The organism is Streptomyces sp. NPDC030165, from assembly GCF_055573595.1.
In genome coordinates, this window is record NZ_JBVIBD010000005.1 from 1 (window position 1) to 19362 (window position 19362).

At 70.4% G+C, this 19362-nt stretch carries 18 protein-coding genes; 10 read left to right on the forward strand and 8 right to left on the reverse strand.

Annotated features, from left to right (window positions below):
• Positions 1 to 270 precede the first annotated feature (270 nt).
• The 4 genes from ACZ4Z1_RS11250 (at position 271) to ACZ4Z1_RS11265 (ending at position 5166) form a co-directional block, all read left to right on the forward strand.
• A complete protein-coding gene (locus tag ACZ4Z1_RS11250; RefSeq protein ID WP_468486325.1) occupies positions 271 to 1542 on the forward strand; it encodes an extracellular solute-binding protein in 1272 nt (423 codons plus the stop codon).
• 185 nt (positions 1543 to 1727) lie between these two features.
• On the forward strand, positions 1728 to 2711 hold the full coding sequence (locus ACZ4Z1_RS11255) for a carbohydrate ABC transporter permease (RefSeq protein ID WP_468486326.1): 984 nt from the start codon (positions 1728 to 1730) through the stop codon (positions 2709 to 2711).
• Positions 2708 to 3538, forward strand: a complete 831-nt coding sequence (locus ACZ4Z1_RS11260) for a carbohydrate ABC transporter permease (protein WP_468486327.1) — start codon at positions 2708 to 2710, stop codon at positions 3536 to 3538. The genes ACZ4Z1_RS11255 and ACZ4Z1_RS11260 overlap by 4 nt, the downstream gene beginning before the upstream one ends.
• Before the next feature lie 8 nt (positions 3539 to 3546).
• Positions 3547 to 5166 (forward strand): glycoside hydrolase family 3 protein, encoded by a 1620-nt coding sequence (locus tag ACZ4Z1_RS11265; RefSeq protein ID WP_468486328.1) that lies wholly within the window; start codon positions 3547 to 3549, stop codon positions 5164 to 5166.
• Between the two features lie 160 nt (positions 5167 to 5326).
• Here ACZ4Z1_RS11265 and nagB read toward each other — a convergent pair whose 3' ends face one another.
• Positions 5327 to 6109: a glucosamine-6-phosphate deaminase gene (nagB, locus tag ACZ4Z1_RS11270; RefSeq protein WP_468486329.1), complete on the reverse strand. Its 783-nt coding sequence runs from the start codon at positions 6107 to 6109 to the stop codon at positions 5327 to 5329.
• Positions 6110 to 6423: 314 nt separating this feature from the next.
• Between nagB and ACZ4Z1_RS11275 the strand changes: the two genes are divergently transcribed.
• Both ACZ4Z1_RS11275 and ACZ4Z1_RS11280 read left to right on the forward strand, forming a co-directional pair.
• A complete protein-coding gene (locus tag ACZ4Z1_RS11275; protein WP_468486330.1) occupies positions 6424 to 7536 on the forward strand; it encodes an SIS domain-containing protein in 1113 nt (370 codons plus the stop codon).
• 379 nt (positions 7537 to 7915) lie between these two features.
• Positions 7916 to 8317, forward strand: a complete 402-nt coding sequence (locus ACZ4Z1_RS11280; protein WP_468486331.1) for a hypothetical protein — start codon at positions 7916 to 7918, stop codon at positions 8315 to 8317.
• A 430-nt stretch (positions 8318 to 8747) separates the two neighbouring features.
• Here the strand turns inward: ACZ4Z1_RS11280 and ACZ4Z1_RS11285 are convergent, their stop codons facing one another.
• Positions 8748 to 9503, reverse strand: a complete 756-nt coding sequence (locus tag ACZ4Z1_RS11285; RefSeq protein ID WP_468486332.1) for an SDR family oxidoreductase — start codon at positions 9501 to 9503, stop codon at positions 8748 to 8750.
• An 84-nt stretch (positions 9504 to 9587) separates the two neighbouring features.
• On the opposite strand from ACZ4Z1_RS11285, the gene ACZ4Z1_RS11290 reads away from it, so the two are divergent.
• Complete coding sequence (locus ACZ4Z1_RS11290) at positions 9588 to 10226, forward strand: TetR/AcrR family transcriptional regulator (RefSeq protein WP_468486333.1); 639 nt, start codon at positions 9588 to 9590, stop codon at positions 10224 to 10226.
• A gap of 394 nt (positions 10227 to 10620) precedes the next feature.
• Positions 10621 to 12090: a sensor histidine kinase gene (locus ACZ4Z1_RS11295; protein ID WP_468486660.1), complete on the forward strand. Its 1470-nt coding sequence runs from the start codon at positions 10621 to 10623 to the stop codon at positions 12088 to 12090.
• A 553-nt stretch (positions 12091 to 12643) separates the two neighbouring features.
• On the opposite strand, the gene ACZ4Z1_RS11300 is transcribed toward ACZ4Z1_RS11295, so the two are convergent.
• On the reverse strand, positions 12644 to 12901 hold the full coding sequence (locus ACZ4Z1_RS11300) for a WhiB family transcriptional regulator (protein ID WP_003983230.1): 258 nt from the start codon (positions 12899 to 12901) through the stop codon (positions 12644 to 12646).
• Positions 12902 to 13222: 321 nt separating this feature from the next.
• A complete protein-coding gene (locus ACZ4Z1_RS11305) occupies positions 13223 to 14191 on the reverse strand; it encodes a diacylglycerol/lipid kinase family protein (protein ID WP_468486334.1) in 969 nt (322 codons plus the stop codon).
• A 226-nt stretch (positions 14192 to 14417) separates the two neighbouring features.
• On the opposite strand from ACZ4Z1_RS11305, the gene ACZ4Z1_RS11310 reads away from it, so the two are divergent.
• On the forward strand, positions 14418 to 14870 hold the full coding sequence (locus tag ACZ4Z1_RS11310) for a hypothetical protein (RefSeq protein ID WP_468486661.1): 453 nt from the start codon (positions 14418 to 14420) through the stop codon (positions 14868 to 14870).
• A 175-nt stretch (positions 14871 to 15045) separates the two neighbouring features.
• On the opposite strand, the gene ACZ4Z1_RS11315 is transcribed toward ACZ4Z1_RS11310, so the two are convergent.
• From ACZ4Z1_RS11315 to ACZ4Z1_RS11330, 4 genes are all read right to left on the reverse strand, one after another.
• A complete protein-coding gene (locus tag ACZ4Z1_RS11315; protein WP_468486662.1) occupies positions 15046 to 15987 on the reverse strand; it encodes an RNA polymerase sigma factor SigF in 942 nt (313 codons plus the stop codon).
• A 43-nt stretch (positions 15988 to 16030) separates the two neighbouring features.
• Positions 16031 to 16444, reverse strand: a complete 414-nt coding sequence (locus ACZ4Z1_RS11320; RefSeq protein ID WP_003985353.1) for an ATP-binding protein — start codon at positions 16442 to 16444, stop codon at positions 16031 to 16033.
• A 270-nt stretch (positions 16445 to 16714) separates the two neighbouring features.
• Complete coding sequence (locus ACZ4Z1_RS11325; protein ID WP_468486335.1) at positions 16715 to 17203, reverse strand: GNAT family N-acetyltransferase; 489 nt, start codon at positions 17201 to 17203, stop codon at positions 16715 to 16717.
• A gap of 74 nt (positions 17204 to 17277) precedes the next feature.
• A complete protein-coding gene (locus ACZ4Z1_RS11330) occupies positions 17278 to 17538 on the reverse strand; it encodes a UBP-type zinc finger domain-containing protein (protein ID WP_365836090.1) in 261 nt (86 codons plus the stop codon).
• A 108-nt stretch (positions 17539 to 17646) separates the two neighbouring features.
• Here ACZ4Z1_RS11330 and ACZ4Z1_RS11335 point away from each other — a divergent pair, with 108 nt between their 5' ends.
• The gene (locus ACZ4Z1_RS11335) at positions 17647 to 19251 is read left to right on the forward strand and encodes a Na+/H+ antiporter (protein WP_468486336.1); all 1605 of its coding nucleotides are present in this window, start codon (positions 17647 to 17649) and stop codon (positions 19249 to 19251) included.
• Positions 19252 to 19362: the final 111 nt, after the last annotated feature.

A 19362-nucleotide genomic window follows, 5' to 3' on the forward strand; every position in this document is an offset into this window, starting at 1 on the left:
TTTTTTTTTTTTTCTTCTCGATTTTGGTGCCCGGACACCGCGTGGTTTTGTTTGTTTCTGGGTTTTTTTTTTTTTTTTTTTTTTCTCTTCCCCCCCCCCCCCCCCCCCCCCCCCCCCCCCCCCGCCGCGGCGACAGGCCCCAGATGTCGGTCCGGTAACGGACCTGACAGCGACTCTTATACACCCTTGACACCCCAAAAGGTCTAGGCCAAGCTGCGGGCACTGGTCTAAACCATTAAAGACCACTCACGGTTTTCAGGGGAGAGCGCAATGAAGCGTGGACTCATAGCGGCGACGGCAGTCGCGGGAATGTTGGTGAGTGTCGCTGCCTGTGGGTCCGGCGACAGCAAGACGGCGGGGGCCGCGGACTTCAAGGGCAAGAAGCTCATCGTCTGGGTGATGGACGGCTCCAACCCGGCACAGTGGACCAAGCAGGTCTCCGAGGACTTCAAGAAGAAGACCGGCGCCACGGTCGAGTTCCGCGTCCAGCAGTGGAACGGCATCCAGCAGAAGCTCACCACCGCCCTCTCCGAGGACAGCCCGCCCGACGTCGTCGAGATCGGCAACACGCAGACCGCCGCGTACGCCAAGGCCGGCGCCCTCGCGGACCTGGGCGACCTGAAGAAGGAGATCGGCGCCGACTGGACCGACTCCTTCAACAAGGCCGCCATGGCCGACGGCAAGCAGTACGCCCTCCCCTGGTACGCGGGCAACCGTGTGGTGATGTACAACAAGAAGATCTGGGCCCAGGCCGGCATCAAGGAACTGCCCAAGACCCGCGCCGAGCTCTTCAAGGCGTTCGACACCATCAAGCAGAAGACCGACGCCGAGCCGCTCTACCTCCCCGGCCAGAACTGGTACTTCTTCGACGGCCTGACCATCGGGACCGGCGCCGACCTGGTGAAGAAGCAGGGTGGCAAGTGGGTCTCCAACCTCGGTGACCCCAAGGTCTCCAAGGCCATGGACATCTACAAGCAGTACCAGGCGTTCAGCACCGCCCCGAAGAACAAGGACGAGGCCACCCCGCAGCAGGCCGAGATCTTCTCCAAGGGCAAGACCGGCGCCATCATCGCCATGGGCTACGAAGGCCCCACCGCCGTCAAGGCCAACCCGGCCATCAAGGACGACATCGGCTTCTTCCCCATCCCGGGAGAGACCGCCGACAAGCCCGAGGGCGTCTTCCTCGGCGGCTCCAACCTCGCCGTCGCCGGCGGCGGCCAGAACCAGGAACTGGCCAAGGAATTCCTGAAGGTCGCGCTGTCCAAGAAGAACGACGGACAGATGGTCAAGGAGGTCGGCTGGAGCCCGAAGTCCCCCGACCTCGCGGACGCGGCCAAGGGCAACCCGGCCGCCGAGGCCGCCGCGCCCGGCGCCGCCAAGTCCAGCGGCACCACCCCGCTGATCCCCGAGTGGGCCCAGGTCGAGAACACCCCGAACCCGATCAAGAGCTACATGACCGCGGTGCTCAACGGCAAGGCCCCCGCGGACGCCGCCAAGGACGTCGAAGGCGAGATCAACAAGCGGCTGGCCCAGAAGCAGTGACCGGCGGCGTGCCGTGGTCCGTCCGCACGGAACCGCGCGGCACGCCCCGGCACCAGTGAACGCGGTCCCCGTGGCGGCGCCAGCCGCGGGGACCGCCACCGTACGGGTTCCGTACGGGAGCCGGCCGTCCCGGCCCCCGTACGGAACCACCAGCGTGAGCACGACCAGGTGATGGGGAGCGGGACATGTCAGTGCAGATCGAGGACGCGGTCAAGGACTCCGCGCCGCGGATCGGCAAAGGCGGCGCCCCGCCGCCCCGGCCCGGCCGCGGCACCGGCCGGGCCGCCAGAAGCGCCCCCTACCTGCTGCTGATCCCGGCCCTGGCCGCCACCGCGGTCCTCCTGGGCTGGCCCATGGTGCGGAACCTGATCATCTCGTTCCAGAACCTGAACATGAAGCAGCTGATCCAGCACCTCACCGAGTGGCGCGGATTCGGCAACTACACCGAGATCCTCGGCGGCGAGCAGTTCTGGCGGGTCACCCTCCGCACCATCGTCTTCACCGCCGTCAACGTCACCCTGATCATGGTGCTGGGCGTGCTGATCGGCCTCCTGCTGGCCAAGCTCGGCAAGAAGATGCGCCTGACGCTGTCCGTCGCGCTCGTGCTGACCTGGGCGATGCCCGCCATCGCCGCCACCACCGTCTTCCAGTGGCTCTTCGACGCCCGCTACGGCGTCGTCAACTGGGTGCTGGACGCACTGGGCTGGCACTCCATGGCGCACTACGACTGGGTCGGCAGCCAGCTGTCCACCTTCTTCGTCATCACCGTACTGATCGTGTGGCAGTCGCTGCCGTTCGTCGCCCTGAACCTCTACGCCGCGACCACGACCATCCCCAAGGAACTGTACGAAGCGGCCCGGATGGACGGCGCCGGCACCTGGAAGGTCTTCACCAGCGTCACCTTCCCCTTCCTCAAGCCGTTCTTCCTGGCGACGACGTTCCTTGAGGTCATCTGGGTCTTCAAGGCGTTCCCGCAGATCTTCGCGATCAACGAGGGCGGCCCCGACCGGCTCACCGAGACCCTGCCGATCTACGCCTTCACCGAAGGCGTCGGCAACCTCCACTTCGGCATGGGCGCGGCCATCTCGCTGCTGACCATCGTCGTCCTGCTCGCCATGACCGCGTACTACCTGCGACTGACCCTGAAGCAAGAGGAGGACGAGCTGTGAACCGCGCACTGCTCGGCCGCATCTGGCCCAACGCGACGGCGATCGTGCTCGCCCTCGGATTCGTCTTCCCCGTGTACTGGATGTTCACCACGGCCTTCAAGCCGAACGGCGACATCATCACCGAGGACCCGGTGTGGTTCCCGCTGAACGGCACCTTCGAGCACTTCTCGACCGCCGTGAACGCCCCGAACTTCTGGACCCTGGTGGGCAACTCCGTCACCGTCACCGTGCTGGCGGTCGGACTCTCCCTGCTGATCGCCCTGTGCGGCTCCTTCGCCATCGCCCGGATGCGCTTCAAGGGCCGCAAAGGCATCATCCTGACCTTCATGGTCGCCCAGATGGCGCCCTGGGAGGTCCTGGTCATCTCGGTCTACATGATCGTGCGCGACGCCGACATGCTCAACAGCCTGGTGCCGCTGACCTTCTTCTACATGCTCATGGTGCTGCCCTTCACCCTCCTGACGCTGCGCGGCTACGTCGCCGCCGTACCCAAGGAGCTGGAGGAGTCCGCGATGGTCGACGGCTGCACCCGCCGCCAGGCGTTCGTGAAGATCATCTTCCCGCTGCTGGCGCCCGGCCTGATGGCCACCTCGCTGTTCGGCTTCATCACCGCGTGGAACGAATTCCCGATGGTGCTGGTTCTCAACAAGGAGCCGGACAAGGGCACCCTGCCACTGTGGCTCTCCCAGTTCCAGAGCCAGTTCGGCGACGACTGGGGCGCCACGATGGCCGCCGCCTCCATCTTCGCCGTACCGATCCTGATCCTGTTCCTGTTCCTGCAACGCAAGGCGGTCGGCGGACTGACCGCCGGCGCAGTGAAGGGATGACGCGCGCCATGACGACACTCGTACGCCCGTCCGACACCCTCACCCGCGACGCGCTCACCGTCCTCCAGCCCGGCTTCACCGGCACCTCCGCGCCCGACTGGCTGCTGCGCCGCCTCGGCGAGGGCCTCGCCTCGGTGGGCCTGTTCGGCCGCAACATCGCCTCACCCGACCAGCTCGCCGCGCTCACCGCCCAGCTGCGCGCCGAACGCGAGGACATCCTCGTCGCCATCGACGAGGAAGGCGGCGACGTCACCCGCCTCGAAGTACGCGGCGGCTCCTCCTTCCCCGGCAACCTCGCCCTGGGCGCGGTCGACGACACGCGGCTCACCCACGACGTGGCCCGCGAACTCGGCCGCCGCCTCGCCGAATGCGGCGTCAACCTGAACTGGGCGCCGTCCGCCGACGTCAACTCCAACCCGTCCAACCCGGTCATCGGCGTACGCTCCTTCGGCGCCGACCCGCTCCTCGTGGCCCGGCACACCGCCGCGTACGTCGAAGGACTCCAGTCCGCCGGCGTCGCCGCCTGTGCCAAGCACTTCCCCGGTCACGGCGACACCGCCGTCGACTCCCACCACGACGTACCGCACATCGCCGCCGCACTGCGCACCCTCCAGGAACGCGAACTGGTGCCCTTCCGGGCCGCCATCGCCGCCGGCACCAAGGCCGTGATGAGCGCGCACATCCTGCTCCCGGCCCTGGACGGCACCCTGCCCGCCACCCTGAGCCGCAACGTGCTCACCGGCCTGCTGCGCGCCCCCGCCTCCGAAGGCGGCCTCGGCTTCGACGGCCTGATCGTCACCGACGGCATGGAGATGCAGGCCATCTCCGCGACGTACGGCATCGAACGGGGCAGCGTCCTGGCCATCGCCGCCGGCGCGGACGCCATCTGCGTCGGCGGGGGACTGGCCGACGAGACCACCGTGCTGCGGCTGCGCGACGCCTTGGTGAGGGCGGTACGCGACGGAGAGCTGTCGGAGAAGCGGCTCGCCGACGCGGCGGCACGAGTCCGCGCCCTGGCGCGGTGGACCCGGAGTGCGGGCGCGACGCCGGGGGCCCTCCCCGGGGAGCGAGGGGTCGCGCCCGCACCCGAGGCCGGCCTCGTCGCAGCCCGCCGCGCCCTGCGCATCACCCGCAACGGCCCGTACGAGCCGCTCACCGCCCCCGCCTACGTCGCGGCCTTCACCCCCGTCGCCAACATCGCCGTCGGCGACGAGACCCCCTGGGGCGTGGCCGCTGAACTGACTCGGCTCGTGCCGGGGACCGAGACCGGGACGTATGGGGACGCTGGGGCGTATGGGGGCGCTGGTGGGAGCGGGGGTGTCGGCAGGGGCGGGAACGTCGGTGCGTCCGGTGCGTCCGGGAACGCCGGTGCGTCCGGTGCGTCGGGGCAGATCGCGGAGATTCTGCGGGCGGCGGGGGAGCGGCGGATCGTCGCCGTCGTACGCGACGCCCACCGGCACGCCTGGATGAGCGGCGCCCTCGACGCCCTGCTCGACGCCCGCCCGGACACGGTGGTCGTCGAGATGGGCCTCCCGCAGGCGCCCCCGCGCGGAGCCCTGCACATCGCCACCCACGGCGCGGCCCGCGTCTGCGGCCGCGCCGCCGCGGAGGTCATCGCGGGCGGATGAACTCCCGCCGGGCCGCGGAAGGGGAGCCGCGGCCCGGCGGGGCGTACGGCCGGCGATCGGTCCGGCCCAGCACGAAACGGCCCGGCCGGGGCGCCTTCACGGGGCGCCCCGGCCGGGCCGGCCGCGGCAGCGGGCCGCTGTCAGCGACTCCGCGCTTCGCCTACAGCCCCTGCCACTCCGGCTTGGCGGCGTACGTGGCGCGGAAGTAGTCCGCCAGCTTCAGCTTGGACGCGGCGGCCTCGTCCACCACGACCGTGGCATGCGGGTGCAGCTGGAGCGCGGAGGCCGGCACCAGCGCCGAGACCGGGCCCTCGACGGACTGTGCGACGGCGTCCGCCTTGCCCTCGCCGGTGGCGAGCAGCACCAGGTGGCGGGCCTCCAGGATGGTGCCGATGCCCTGGGTGATGACGTGGTGCGGCACCTCCTCCAGGCTGTCGAAGAACCGGGCGTTGTCCTCCCGGGTCTGCTGCGTCAGCGTCTTGATGCGGGTACGGGACGCGAGCGAGGAGCACGGCTCGTTGAAGCCGATGTGCCCGTCGGTGCCGATGCCCAGCAGCTGGAGGTCCACGCCGCCGGCCTCGGTCAGCGCACGGTCGTACGCCTCGCAGGCCGCCTGCACGTCCTCGGCGGTGCCGTCGGGCCCCATGAACGCGTCCTCGCCGAGCCCCAGCGGCTCGACGACCTCGCGCAGCACCACGGAGCGGTACGACTCGGGGTGCCCGGCCGGCAGCCCGACGTACTCGTCGAGCTGGCAGACACGGGCCCGGGAGACGTCCAGGCCACCGCCGCGGACCGTGTCCGCCAGCGCTTCGTAGACGGGCAGCGGGGTCGATCCAGTGGCCACACCCAACAGCGCCTCGGGCTTGCGGCGCACCAGGGTGGCGATGGCCTCCGCGATCAGCTCGCCGCCTGCCTTGGCGTCCGGGACGATGACAACTTCCACGCTTTGCCTGCCGATCTGGAGAATGGACTCGTGTGGTATAGACCAATCTACCAGAGCTGGCCCCACCATCCCCGGTGGCATCAGGCGGCCCGCGGCTGAACAGCGGGGGAACCATGGGCGGGGTGGGGCCGGCCTCCGCCGCGCGACGGGGTACGCGTCGAGTGGTGCCGAGTGATTGGGTACTCGTGACGGAGGCGCGACAGCGCGCACAGGCACACGGCGCGCACAGACGTACGACGCACACAGACGTTCCGCCGGGCCCGCGATGACGGCAGGCAGGCACGGCGGTCCTCAAAAGTCGGAAGGCGGCCAGAATGCCCGGCTCGGCGAACCGCACACGGAACGACAACCCCGGCGAACGGCGACCCGGCCGCCACATGGCCGCCGAGATGGCCGAACAGCCCGACGTCCTGCGCCGCGTCCTCGCCGAGGGCGCGGCACGCATCCGTACCGTCGCCGAACAGGTCGCCGCCCGCCGGCCACGATTCATCCTGTTCACCGCGCGCGGTACGTCGGACAACGCCGCGCTCTACGCCAAGTACCTGTTCGAAGTACGGCTCGGCAAGCCCTGCGGCCTCACCTCCATGTCCACGACCACCGCCTACGGGGCGCGGCCCGACCTCACGGACTGCCTGGTCGTCACGGTCAGCCAGTCCGGCGGCTCACCCGACCTCGTCGCGTCCACCCAGGCCGCCCGCCAGGCCGGCGCGATCACCCTCGCGGTGACCAACAACGCCACATCGGCACTCGCCGGCGTCAGCGAGTTCCACATCGACGTCCTGGCCGGACCGGAACGCGCCCTGCCCGCCACGAAGACGTACACCGCCGAACTCCTCGCCCTCTACCTCTTCGTCGACGGCCTGCGCGACAGCTGGGGCCACCCCGGCCCGCACGCCGCGGGCGACCTCGCCGCCAAGGCGCTGCCGGACCTCGCCGAGTCCGTCCTCGCCCGCCACGACGAGGTCAAGGCCCTCGCCGCCCGCTACCGCTTCGCGGAGCGCATGGTCCTCACCTCCCGCGGCTACGGCTACCCGACCGCCAAGGAAGCCGCCCTGAAGCTCATGGAGACCAGCTACATCCCGGCTCTCTCCTACTCCGGCGCCGACCTCCTGCACGGCCCGCTCGCCATGGTCGACAACATCTCCCCGGTGATCGCGATCGTCACCGACGGCAAAGGCGGCGAGGCGCTGCAGCCCGTACTGGAGCGCCTGCGCGACCGGGGCGCCGACCTGGTCGTCATCGGCAGCCACACCGAGGTCGACCGGGCCGCGGCCGGTTTCGCGCTGCCCACCGACGGTGTGGCCGAAGAACTCCAGCCGATCCTCGAAATCCTCCCCCTCCAAATGCTCGCCTACGAAGTGACCCTCGCCCGAGGCCAAGACCCCGACGCCCCCCGCTCCCTGGCCAAGATCACAGAGACGCACTGACCCCGGTCCCCGGCAGGCCACCGACCGGCCTGCCCGGTCGCCGGCGGCCCTCTCCTCACCCGCCACCGTGACCCCCTGCACCCCAAGGCCGCAGCTCCGTACATCAGCTGCGCCGAGATCCACTCAGGGCGGGAGGTGACCCAGCTTCTCGTCGGCGAACGCCGGATCGACGCACCCGACCAGCGCAAACTCGTGGTCGTCTGGACGGCCTCCCGCTCCGGCCGGGGAACGCGCCCCCCATCGTGGCTCTCGGACGCGAAGGCACAGAACTCTCCCGCCTCGGCCCCCACGACAGCCTGGACACGCACACCTGGGCCCGGCCGAGAGAGGAAGGGTAGGACTCATCAGACGGGTCATGTACGAAGGACAGACTGGCGTCATGAGCTACAGCCTCTTTCTGCAGCGCTTCGAGTACGGCGAATCGGCATCCATGGATGCCGGGGTGTTCCGGGACCTCGTGACGCCCTGGATCGTGACGGGCGACCCTGACCACGGCTTTGTCCAGCTCCGTATGGAGGACGGCGGTGAGGCCGATGTCCACTTCTCGGTGGCGGAGTCGAAGCTGACGGGCGTCAGTTCCACTCATTTCGCGTCCGGCCCGTTTCTCGATCTTGTGGCTCACCTGGCAGAGAAACTGCAGGCAGTTGTCATCCTTCAGGAAGGCATCACTCTCCTCACCGCCCCCGAGGAGCAGGCCCACCTTCCGGACCAGCTTCAGCACACGGTGCACGTCGGCCCCCTCACCGGCGCCGCGATCCAGGCTGCAATCGAGCACGCATGACGCCGTTCCCATCGGAGCCGGTGGCTCGTGATCCGGTGAGGTGAGCGCTCACCACTCGTGGTGCTGACGGCTGACACGCTGGTTCTCCGGCTCGGGAATGGAGTGGCTGGTCGGGCGTCGGCGCCAGTTATGGCGGGAGCTGGGCGCTTTGTGGTCGTTCGGGCGTGCCGGCCGAGTGCGCGGAGGCTCGCCGTCGGTCGGGGTGCGCGAACTCGATCAGCGGCGGGGCCATCTGCGGGGCGTCGCCCCATTCCCGGCCCCCACTCCCGGCCCTCGGCCCCAGCCCTCGATTTCCCGGCCCCCCGGCCCCCGGCTCCCGCCCCCCGGCCTACGGACGCCGGCTCCAGGACCCGAACAGCGATCCGTGGCGCTCAGCCGCGGACATCCGTTGCTCAATGACCTCCCTCCGCCCGGGCCCCGTCCCGCCCCATCAGAGCAACAAGCCCCCCGCCGCGTCGATCCACTGACCGGTGACCCAGCGGCTGTCGTCCGAGGCGAGGAAGGCGACGATGTCGCCGACGTCGCGGGGTTCGCCGACTCGGCCCAGGGGGGATATGTCCGCGGACGTGCGCCAGGCGTCGGGGTCGTTGCGGAGCCAGCTCGCGTTCATGTCGGTGTCGATGACGCCTGGGGCGACCGCGTTGACTGTGATGCCGCGGGGGCCCAGGTCCTTGGCAAGGGTTGCGGTGAAGACGTCGATGGCGCCCTTGGACATCGAGTAGGCGATCAGCTCGGGGGCGGCGGCGCCGTGGGTGAGGACCGTCGAGATGCTGATGATGCGGCCGCCGTCGCGCAGGCGGTCCAGGCCCAGCTGGGTGACGAAGAAGGGAGCCTTCGTGTTGACGGCGAAGACGCGGTCGAAGTCTTCCTCGGTCACGCCCGGCAGAGGCGCGCGCCGGCCGACCACGCCGGCGTTGTTGACCAGGATGTCCAGGCCGTCCGCCTGCGCGTCGAACGCGGACCACAGAGTGGCCGCGTCGCCCGGCACGCCCAGTTCGGCCTGGATGGCGAAGGCCCGGCCGCCCGCCTCCTCGATCGCCGTCACCGTCCCCTTCGCGGCTGCCTCGTCGCGTCCGTAATGCACCGCGACCCGTGCGCCGTCGCGTCCCAGTCGCTCGGCGATCGCCCGGCCGATGCCCCTGCTGCCGCCCGTGACCAGCGCTGTCCTGCCCGTGAGCACGCCCATGACCGCGCCCCCCTCTTTCTGTAGCGGTTGCTATAGAAAGAACCGTAGCAGGGTTTTCGTAGCGGGCGCTATAGAATTGGTGCCATGGCGACGAAACAGCGCGCACAGCGCGGGCGGCCCCGGTCCTTCGACCGCGAGACGGCCCTGGAGCAGGCGATGCGGGCCTTCTGGGAACACGGCTACGAAGCCGTCTCCATCGCCGACCTCACCGAGACCATGGGCATCAAGGCGCCGAGTCTGTACGCGGCGTTCGGTGACAAGCGGACGCTGTTCGAGGAGGCGGTCGAGGCGTACGTCCGGGACTTCGGCGCCTTCTCCGGCCGGGCCCTCGCCGAAGAGCCGACCGCGCGCCGGGCCGTGGCGCGGATGCTGCACGAGGCGGCGGCTTTCCATACCCTTCCGGGCTATCCGCGCGGGTGCATGGTCATCACGGCCGCCACCAACTGCACGGTCCAGTCCGAGGACGTCATGCACAGTCTTCAGGAGCGCCGGGCCCGGACCGTGGAGTTGCTGGAGGAGCGGGTCCGGGGGGACATCGAGGCCGGTGAGCTGCCTGCCCATACCGATGCGCATGCCCTGGCGGCCTATGGCGCGACCGTGCTCCAGGGCATGTCGCAGCAGGCGAGGGACGGCGCGGACCGTACGACTTTGGAGCGGGTTGCGGAGTTGGCGATGGCTGCCTGGCCCGTCGGCCGGAGCGACGGGGAGCGGGGGCAGGAGTAGGGGCCTCGGCGGGCCGGAGACACCCGCGGGCCGCGGCGCCGGGACAGGACCCTCAACCTGTCCGGCACCGCAGCCCGGAGCTTCATCGGCCGGCCCGGCGGCAGGGGGCGCCCCACGTGCGGTAGGAACACCCGCCCGCCCAGAGGCCGGTCGACCGGAGGCCGTCGCGCAGTCAGGGCAGAGAGCGCTCGGACCTCTGTCCACTCTCCTGTGCGGGGAGAGCGGAGGTATCTGGAGGTTCTCGAAGTCTTGGTGCCGGTGCCGCGGGGCCCGGGGGCCGCCCCTCGCGGGGTGCGGTACCGACTCATTGTGGACTAGACCAATCAGATCTGTCCATGCCCTTGCGAGGACAACACCTACACCGTACGCCGGTAGGCTCCAAGGCGTGCCCTCCATGAACGATCTCGTACGCCAGCACACCGCCCTCAGCGACTCCGACCTGGAGTGGCTGCACCTGCTGGTCTCGGAGTGGCAGCTGCTCTCCGACCTGTCCTTCGCCGACCTGGTGCTGTGGGTCCCCACCCTCGACGGCACGCGGTACGTCTCCGTCGCCCAGATGCGGCCCAACACGGGACCGACCTCCTACCAGGACGACATGGTGGGCCACCTCGTTCCGCGGGGCCGCCGCCCGATGCTCGACTCCGCCCTGGACGAGGGACGGATCGTACGTGAGGGCGACCCCGAGTGGCGCGAGGAAGTGCCGGTACGGGTCGAGTCGATCCCGGTGCGCCGCGAGGGCCGGGTGCTGGGCGTCATCGCACGTAACACCAACCTGCTGACGGTCCGGACGCCGAGCCGGCTGGAGCTCACGTACTTGCAGAGCGCCTCGGACCTCGCCCAGATGATCGCCGCAGGATCCTTTCCCTTCCCCGGCCAGCAGGTCGACATGGATGCCTCGCCGCGGGCCGGCGACGGGCTGATCCGGCTGGACGCCGACGGCGTCGTCCAGTACGCCAGCCCGAACGCCCTGTCGGCCTACCACCGCCTCGGCCTCGCCGCCGACCTCGTGGGCCACCACCTCGGCCAGGCCACCGCCGAACTGGCGCCCGCCCGCGGCCCCGTCGACGAGGCCCTGGTCAAGCTGGCCAGCGGCTGGGCGCCGCGGGAGTTCGAGGTCGAGGGCGAGGACGGGGTGATCCAGCTGCGCGCCATCCCGCTCAAGCCCAAGGGCACGCACATCGGTTCGCTGGTCCTGCTGCGCGACGTCACCGAACTCCGGCGCCGGGAACGGGAACTGATCACCAAGGACGCCACCATCCGGGAGATCCACCACCGGGTGAAGAACAACCTGCAGACCGTGGCCGCCCTGCTGCGCCTCCAGTCCCGCCGGATGGACTCCGAGCAGGGCCGCGAGGCGCTCAACGAGGCGGTACGCAGGGTCGGTTCGATCGCGATCGTGCACGAGACGCTGTCCCAGAACCTCGACGAGCGCGTCGAGTTCGACGAGATCGCCGACCGGGTGCTGGCGATGGTCGCCGAGATCGCGCCGGGTGCGGTGACCGCGCGCCGTACGGGCCGCTTCGGCATACTCGACGCCGAGGTCGCCACGCCGCTTTCCATGGTCCTCACGGAGGTCCTGCAGAACGCCCTCGAACACGCCTTCGTGCCGGGAGACCAGGGGTCCGTCGAGGTGGGCGCGGTACGCGGCGGCAGCCGTACGGAGCCCCGCCTGCTGGTCACGGTCCAGGACAACGGCCGTGGCCTGCCGGACGGGTTCGACCCGCACCGGGCCGGGAATCTCGGGCTGCAGATCGTACGTACGCTCGTGGAAGGCGAGTTGGGCGGAAAGTTCGACATGGTGCCCGGGGCCGAACGGGGGACCCAGGTGATTCTCGACATTCCCGTACGCGCCGAGAAGCACTGATGGGGGAGCGCCGGTGGAAGGGGCGCCGATGGAGGGCACCGATGAAGGGGGCGCTCATCAAGTGAGCGCAGCGCGAGCGGAATTCGGGAATGCCGCAGGAAAGTCCGCGCGGTGTGCCCGGTTCGCCGAATGACCGTACAGCAGAACGAAGTAACGGAAGAGTGACGCCGGGGGCGGCGAATGGACAACGGTGGGGTGGGGTAAGTCACCGGGGGTGTTCGGAGGTGAAGGTCCGTACCTTCGGAGGGGAGGGGGTCGAGGTGCCGGGACGGAGAGCGGTGGGTGGCGTGGCGCCGGACGGCGGCCCCGAAGGCGGCTGGGGGCCAGGCGGCGACCCGGAAGGTGGCGCGGCGCCAGGCGGTGGCCCCGCAAGGGAGTGGGTACCAGGCGGTGGCCCCGCAGGCGGCCGGCCCCGGACAGCAGTAAGCCCCGGACCCATCCGGTCCGGGGCTCAAAGCTCACGTTGCGTGGGGAGCTCCCAGGCGCTCGGGGCGCTGGGGGAGCATCGGGGGTACTGCGCGCTGCGGCTCGGGGGCCACGGGGCGTCCGGCGGTCAGGCGCTGGCGTTGCGCGCCCGGTTGCGAGCTGCACGGCGCTTCATGGCGCGGCGCTCGTCCTCGCTGAGACCACCCCAGACGCCGGAGTCCTGGCCGGACTCAAGCGCCCACTGCAGGCACTGCTCCATGACGGGGCAGCGGCGGCAGACGGCCTTGGCTTCCTCGATCTGCAGCAGCGCAGGACCGGTGTTGCCGATGGGGAAGAAGAGCTCGGGGTCTTCCTCGCGGCAAACGGCGCGGTGACGCCAGTCCATGGCTGCTCCATCTCCTCGTGTGACGGGATCGTTGCTTGTGAATGTGAACGCTTTCACGAATCCCTCCACAAGGGAAGGGCCGAACCCCAGTTGAGAACTGGTGCGGTCCTGAAGAATGAGGAGGAGGATTCGGGCTCTCAAGGGGGCCGGTAGAAACGGCCGTCCCGATCGCCATGAAGAGACTCGCAAACCTCGGCGGCGGATACAACCCCTTCCGGAAACTTTTTTTTGATTCCTTGGTGTCGCCTAGGTCACAGCCGTACTTCTAGGGGGTGGAAGTCAGCCTAAACGTTCGACTGAAAGGACTTTAGGCCCTACTGCTCACACAATCACACGCAGTGCACGGCGAACGCCTGTGAACGTCACGCTCGTACGGAGTCCCAGGTGGTCACCGTCCATCTGGAAGGGCAGTGGCGCCTGCGAATGCAAGGTGAAGTCCGTCAAGTCGTGGAGCGAGACCACATGCTTGCCGCGGGGGCCGCGCTCCGGTGTTGACGCCAGAAGCTGGGTCGCGTAGCGGGTCACCGCGGATGCGGACAGTTTGGACAGGGCGAACACGTCCAGCGCCGTGTCGAAGGATGCCTCCGGGGCCGGGTAGACCGGGCGATTGCCCAGGTAGGTCCAGGGAGCGGTGTTGCAGATTATCGACATGACCAGGTGTTCCACCGGGTCCTCGCCCGGGCGCTCCAGCGTGATCGTGCCGTGCCGGCGGTTCGACTCGCCGACGTACTGGCGCAGCACCTGCCGCATGTAGAGGGCGTGCGTCGAACGCTTGCCGCGCTCCCGCTGCTGTTCGACCCGGCCGACCACACCCGCGTCGAAGCCGAAGCCCGCGCAGAACGTGAACCACCGGGCCGGTACACCCTCGTCCTCCGTCCCCGGCGTGCCGGCGGCCAGGCCCAGGCCGACCGTGCGTTCGCTGCCGTCACGCAGCGCGTCCAGGAGGGCGCCCGTCGCCTCGACCACGTCGTTCGGCAGCCCGAGGGCCCGGGCGAAGACGTTGGTGGAGCCGCCGGGTACGACGGCCAGGCGCGGCAGGGAGTCGGGGGCGGGGCCGTGTGTCAGCAGGCCGTTGACGACCTCGTTGACCGTGCCGTCGCCGCCGAGCGCCACGACCAGCTCGATCTGGCCGCCCTCGGCCGCCTGCCGGGCCAGGTCCCTGGCGTGGCCGCGGTAGCGGGTCTCGGCGACCTCCAGCTTCAGGTCGCTGGCCAGCGCGTGAGTGAGCACTTCACGCGTACGCGCACTGGTGGTGGTAGCTGCGGGATTGACCACGAGAAGTGCGCGCATGTGCAGCAGGGTACCTACTTGCCGGTACCCGACCCACTCCCTGCCCACCGTGCGGAGGAGGCCCCGGGGCTACCCTGCTGGGGTGAGCAGTGAGCAGAAGCGGCCCGCGGCCAAGGCGGCCAAGCCTTCCCGGCCGGCCGGGAGGACGCGGGGCAGCAAGCCGGACGGGAAGAACGTGCAGGCCGGGGCCGCGAAGGCCGGTTCGGGCGGAAAGTCCGGGAAGGCCGTGAAGTCCAGGGAGGACGGGAAGGGCGGAAAGGGCGCCACTGCCGCAGCCCCCGGGCCGAGCGGCCCGCGGCCCGCCCGGCTCAGCGCCGCCGCGGTGCTCACCGCCGTCGAAGGTGTGGCGTTGGCCGCTCTCGGCGTCTACATGCTCATCGAAGGGCTGGCCGGTTCGCCCGACAGTCCGCGCCAGGCGGAGATGGGCGGCCTGACGGTGATCGCGCTGGCGGTGCTGCCGCTGGTCGCCGCGCGCGGACTGTGGCTGCGGCGCCGCTGGAGCCGCGGGCCCTCACTGATCACCCAGATCGTGGCGTTCCCGGTGGCCTGGACGCTGATCAACGGCGGCGGCGCGCTGATCGCCGCCGGTATCGGCCTGGCGGTGGTCGCGATCGCGGTCCTCGGACTGTTGGTGAACCCGACGGCCACCGAGGCGCTGGGGATCACGCCGAGGGACTGAGGCGCGGGAAGCGGTCCGTACGGTCGGCCACGAGCGCGGGGGCGCCCCCGCCCGGCGTAACCGGGCGGCCTGCCGGTCCCGGGTGTCCCGGCCCGGGCCGTCCGACGCACGACGCCCCGGGCTCGGGCAGTGAGGCCGGGGCGGTGGCGTCTGCGGTGGCTGAGGTGCTTCGGGGCTACTCCTCCACCAGGAGCTTCTCGCGGAGCTGGGCCAGGGTGCGGGCCAGCAGGCGGGAGACGTGCATCTGGGAGATGCCGACCTCCTGGGCGATCTGCGACTGGGTCATGTTGCCGAAGAAGCGCAGCAGCAGGATCTTCTTCTCCCGCGGCGGCAGGTCCTCCAGCAGCGGCTTGAGCGACTCGCGGTACTCGACGCCCTCCAGCGCCTCGTCCTCGGCGCCCAGGGTGTCGGCGACGGCCGGCGACTCGTCGTCGGTGTCCGGCACGTCCAGGGACAGCGTGCTGTACGCGTTCGCCGACTCCAGGCCCTCCAGGACCTCCTCCTCGGAGATCCCGAGGTGCTCGGCCAGTTCGTGGACCGTGGGGGAGCGGCCGTGGCGCTGCGAGAGCTCGGCGGTCGCGGTGGTCAGCGACAGCCGCAGCTCCTGGAGGCGGCGGGGCACCCGGACCGCCCAGCCCTTGTCGCGGAAGTGCCGCTTGATCTCGCCGACGACCGTGGGCGTGGCGTATGTGGAGAACTCCACGCCGCGGTCCGGGTCGAAGCGGTCCACGGACTTGATCAGACCGATGGTGGCGACCTGGGTCAGGTCGTCCAGCGGCTCGCCGCGGTTGCGGAAGCGCCGGGCCAGGTGCTCGACGAGCGGCAGGTGCATCCGTACGAGCGTGTTGCGCAGCTCGGCGCGCTCCGCCGATCCGTCGGGCAGCTTGCGGAGCTCGTAGAACATCGCCCGCGCGCCGCTGCGGTCATGGGGGTCGTGAGGGTCATGAGGGTGGTGCGGGGTGTGCGGATCGCGCTCGTTCCGCTTGTTCTCGCTGTGGTCCATGTGGTCCGCCCGCTCTGCCTGCTCCGCCGCGTCCAAACGGCCGCCGTGGTCATCCGCGCCCACCGGTTGCGGCCGGGCCTGATGCTGCTCGGGGATGGCCGTACCGGGCGCCATCCGCGTGCCGCTTTCAAGATCCTTCACGGGGCCCCCTGTTCGGTCATGACGGTCCGGGACCGGCGCCGCGCTCCTTGTACAGGCTGATGGTGACCGTACGGTCCTCCGCGACGGTGGAGTCGACCTTGCCGGCCAGCGCGGAGAGCACCGTCCAGGCGAAGGTGTCGCGCTCGGGGGCACGGCCGTCGGTGGTCGGGGCCGAGACGGTCACCTGCAGCGCGTCGTCGATCAGGCGGAAGACGCAGCTCAGTACGGAGCCGGGCACGGCCTGTTGCAGAAGAATCGCGCACGCCTCGTCCACGGCGATGCGCAGATCCTCGATCTCGTCGAGGGTGAAGTCCAAGCGGGCTGCGAGGCCGGCCGTGGCCGTACGCAGCACCGACAGGTAGGCACCCGCAGCGGGCAGCCGGACTTCCACGAAGTCCTGGGTCCCGGGCTCGCCTGCGATCTGGGACACCCTCACCTCCAAGGTGACACAAGCTGGTTGAGCTGATATTCGCGCCGGTCGCGGCCCTTTCTGGTGACGAGAGGACAACGATCCGGCGCGGCACATGGTTCGCCTGCGACGCTATCGCGATCTGCGGGGCGATGTCGCCCGGAAGAGGCAGCGCCGGCTTCCGGTACGACGGTTGGACTCGCAGCGTCCCGCAGTCCCACGAGTGTCACTCATTGTAAGCCTACGGGTACGGACAGTGGCTAGGGGTCTGCACTGCCAAATCGGAACTAGTTACGCTGCGTTGACGTTCGAGGCGACCGCAAGGTTGTGCAGTGCATCTCCAGTGAGCCGGAAGACGGTCCATCCGTCCATGGGTGCGGCGCCGATCGACCGGTAAAAACCGATGGACGGTTCATTCCAATCCAGGACTGACCACTCGAAACGCTCGTAGCCGCGCTCCACGCAGATCTCCGCGAGGGCCGCCAGGAGCGCCTTGCCGTGGCCGCCGCCGCGCGCCTCGGGGCGGACGTAGAGATCCTCCAGATAGACACCGTGCGTGCCCGCCCACGTCGAGAAGTTGCGGAACCACAGGGCGAACCCGACCGGGCCCCCGGCGTCCTCGGCCATGAGCGCGAACGCCGCCGGATGCTCCCCGAAGAGGGCCTCGCGCAGTTGCGCCTCGGTGGCCTTCGCGGACTCACGGGCGCGCTCGTACTCGGCCAGCTCGCGGATCATCGTGTGGATGACGGGTACGTCGTCGACCGTCGCGGTGCGGATCATGCCTGAAGGCTAGCGGGCGCCACTGACAACCGGCCCGCGGGTCCGGATCACCCGGCCCGGCGCGCGGTGACCGCTCAGACGACGGCCTCGTCCACGAAGCACCAGCGCCAGCTCTCGCCCGGCTCGTAGGACCGCATGACCGCGTGGCCGGTCGCCGCGTAGTGGCCCGTCGCGTGCCGGTACGGCGAGGAGTCGCAGCAGCCGACGTGCCCGCACACCAGGCACAGCCGCAGCTGTACGGGGTGGCTGCCGACGGCCTCGCACTCGGGGCAGGTGGCGCTCAGCGCTGCGGGCTCGGGGCGCGGCAGTTCGGGAACATGCGGGCACTCGCTCATGATTGCCAGGTTAGATCGCCGGAGCGGGCCCGGCACGGGCGCCCGCGGCGGCGACCGGGGGCGGCTACGGGCCGGCCGCGGTGGAACGGGACAGGACGGGCGAGGCCGATGGACGTGATGCCACTACTGCTGCTGGTCGCGGGGAGCGCGGCGGTCGCCGGGGCCGCCCGGCGCACGCCCGTACCCGGGCCGCTGCTGCTCGTCGTGGCAGGGCTGGCCGCTTCGTACATCCCGGGCGTACCGGACTACACGCTCGATCCGCACATCGTGCTGCCGCTGCTGCTGCCCCCGCTGCTGCACACCGCGGCGCTGGAGAGCTCCTACCTCGACCTGCGGGCCAACCTGCGGCCGGTGGCACTGCTGTCGGTCGGCTACGTGCTCTTCGCGACGGTCGCCGTCGGGTACGTCGCCTACCTGGTCGTGCCGGACCTGCCGCTGGCGGCGGCGCTCGTCCTGGGCGCGGTGGTCGCGCCGCCGGACGCCGTGGCCGCCACCGCCATCGCCCGCAGACTGCGCCTGCCGAACCGGATCACGACGATCCTCCAGGGCGAGTCGCTGGTCAACGACGCGACCGCGATCACCGCGTACAAGGTGGCGGTGGCCGCCGCCGCGGGGGTGGGCGCGACCTGGACCGACGGCATCCGCGAGTTCGCGGTCGCGGCGCTCGGCGGTATCGGCGTCGGGGCGGTGCTGATGATCCCGCTGCACTGGCTGCGCTGCCGGCTGCGGGACGCGCCGCTGCTGGAGAACACCCTGTCGCTGCTCATCCCGTTCGTGGCCTACCAGGTCGCCGAGGAGTTCGGGGCGTCCGGTGTGCTGGCGGTCGTCGTGGTCGCGCTCTACCTGGGGCACCGCTCCTGGCAGGTGGACTTCGAGACGCGGCTCCAGGAGGAGGCCGTGTGGAAGATGGTCTCCTTCGTGCTGGAGTCGACGGTGTTCGCGCTGATCGGCCTGCAGCTGCCGGTCGTACTGCGCGGGCTGGGCGAGTACGGCGGCGGGGAGGCGGCCTGGTACGCGCTCGTGGTCTTCCTGATGGTGGTGCTCGCGCGCTTCGTGTGGGTCTTCCCCGCGACGTTCGTGCCGCGGGCGCTGTCGAAGCGCATTCGCGAACGCGAGCCCGGCACGAACTGGAAGGCACCCGTGATCGTCGGGTGGGCCGGGATGCGCGGCGTGGTGTCGCTGGCGATCGCCTTCTCGGTCCCGGTGACCGTCCAGGGCTCCGACGAGGGCTTCCCGGCGCGCAACCTGGTGCTCTTCCTGACCTTCACGACCGTCATCGGCACGCTCGCCGTCCAGGGGCTGACGCTGCCGCCCCTGATCCGCGCGCTGCGGCTGCCGCCTCGCGACGTGCGGGGCGAGACGCTCGCCGAGGCGCAGGCGCAGAACGAGGCGTCGCGGGCCGCCGAGCAGCGGCTGTCCGAACTCCTGGAGGACGAGCGCAACGCGCTGCCGGGGCCGCTGGCCGACCGGCTGCGGACGGTCATGGAGCGGCGGCGCAACGCGGTGTGGGAGCGGCTGGGCACGGTCCACGAGGTGACGGGGGAGTCGGCGGACGACACGTACCGGCGGCTGGCGCGGGAGATGATCGACGCGGAGCGCAAGGTGTTCGTGCGGCTGCGGGACGAGCGGCGGATCGACGACGAGATGATGCGCGTACTGCTCAAGCGGCTGGACCTGGAGGAGGCCGCGGCGTATCGGGAGGCTGCCGATTAGGGCGGCGGCGTCTCGGGGGGCGATCAGGGGGGCGGCGCGTAGCAGGGAGGAGCTGACCGGAGAGGCGGCCGACGGGCCGGCTCACGGAGCCGGACTGCCTACGGAGCCGGA

Coding starts and splice junctions, on each gene's coding strand:
- ACZ4Z1_RS11250 (WP_468486325.1), top strand. CDS start 271: ATGAAGCGTGGACTCATAGCGGCGACGGCAGTCGCGGGAATGTTGGTG.
- ACZ4Z1_RS11255 (WP_468486326.1), top strand. CDS start 1,728: ATGTCAGTGCAGATCGAGGACGCGGTCAAGGACTCCGCGCCGCGGATC.
- ACZ4Z1_RS11265 (WP_468486328.1), top strand. CDS start 3,547: ATGACGACACTCGTACGCCCGTCCGACACCCTCACCCGCGACGCGCTC.
- ACZ4Z1_RS11275 (WP_468486330.1), top strand. CDS start 6,424: ATGCCCGGCTCGGCGAACCGCACACGGAACGACAACCCCGGCGAACGG.
- ACZ4Z1_RS11280 (WP_468486331.1), top strand. CDS start 7,916: ATGAGCTACAGCCTCTTTCTGCAGCGCTTCGAGTACGGCGAATCGGCA.
- ACZ4Z1_RS11285 (WP_468486332.1), bottom strand. CDS start 9,503: ATGGGCGTGCTCACGGGCAGGACAGCGCTGGTCACGGGCGGCAGCAGG.
- ACZ4Z1_RS11290 (WP_468486333.1), top strand. CDS start 9,588: ATGGCGACGAAACAGCGCGCACAGCGCGGGCGGCCCCGGTCCTTCGAC.
- ACZ4Z1_RS11295 (WP_468486660.1), top strand. CDS start 10,621: ATGAACGATCTCGTACGCCAGCACACCGCCCTCAGCGACTCCGACCTG.
- ACZ4Z1_RS11300 (WP_003983230.1), bottom strand. CDS start 12,901: ATGGACTGGCGTCACCGCGCCGTTTGCCGCGAGGAAGACCCCGAGCTC.
- ACZ4Z1_RS11305 (WP_468486334.1), bottom strand. CDS start 14,191: ATGCGCGCACTTCTCGTGGTCAATCCCGCAGCTACCACCACCAGTGCG.
- ACZ4Z1_RS11315 (WP_468486662.1), bottom strand. CDS start 15,987: ATGGCGCCCGGTACGGCCATCCCCGAGCAGCATCAGGCCCGGCCGCAA.
- ACZ4Z1_RS11325 (WP_468486335.1), bottom strand. CDS start 17,203: ATGATCCGCACCGCGACGGTCGACGACGTACCCGTCATCCACACGATG.
- ACZ4Z1_RS11330 (WP_365836090.1), bottom strand. CDS start 17,538: ATGAGCGAGTGCCCGCATGTTCCCGAACTGCCGCGCCCCGAGCCCGCA.
- ACZ4Z1_RS11335 (WP_468486336.1), top strand. CDS start 17,647: ATGGACGTGATGCCACTACTGCTGCTGGTCGCGGGGAGCGCGGCGGTC.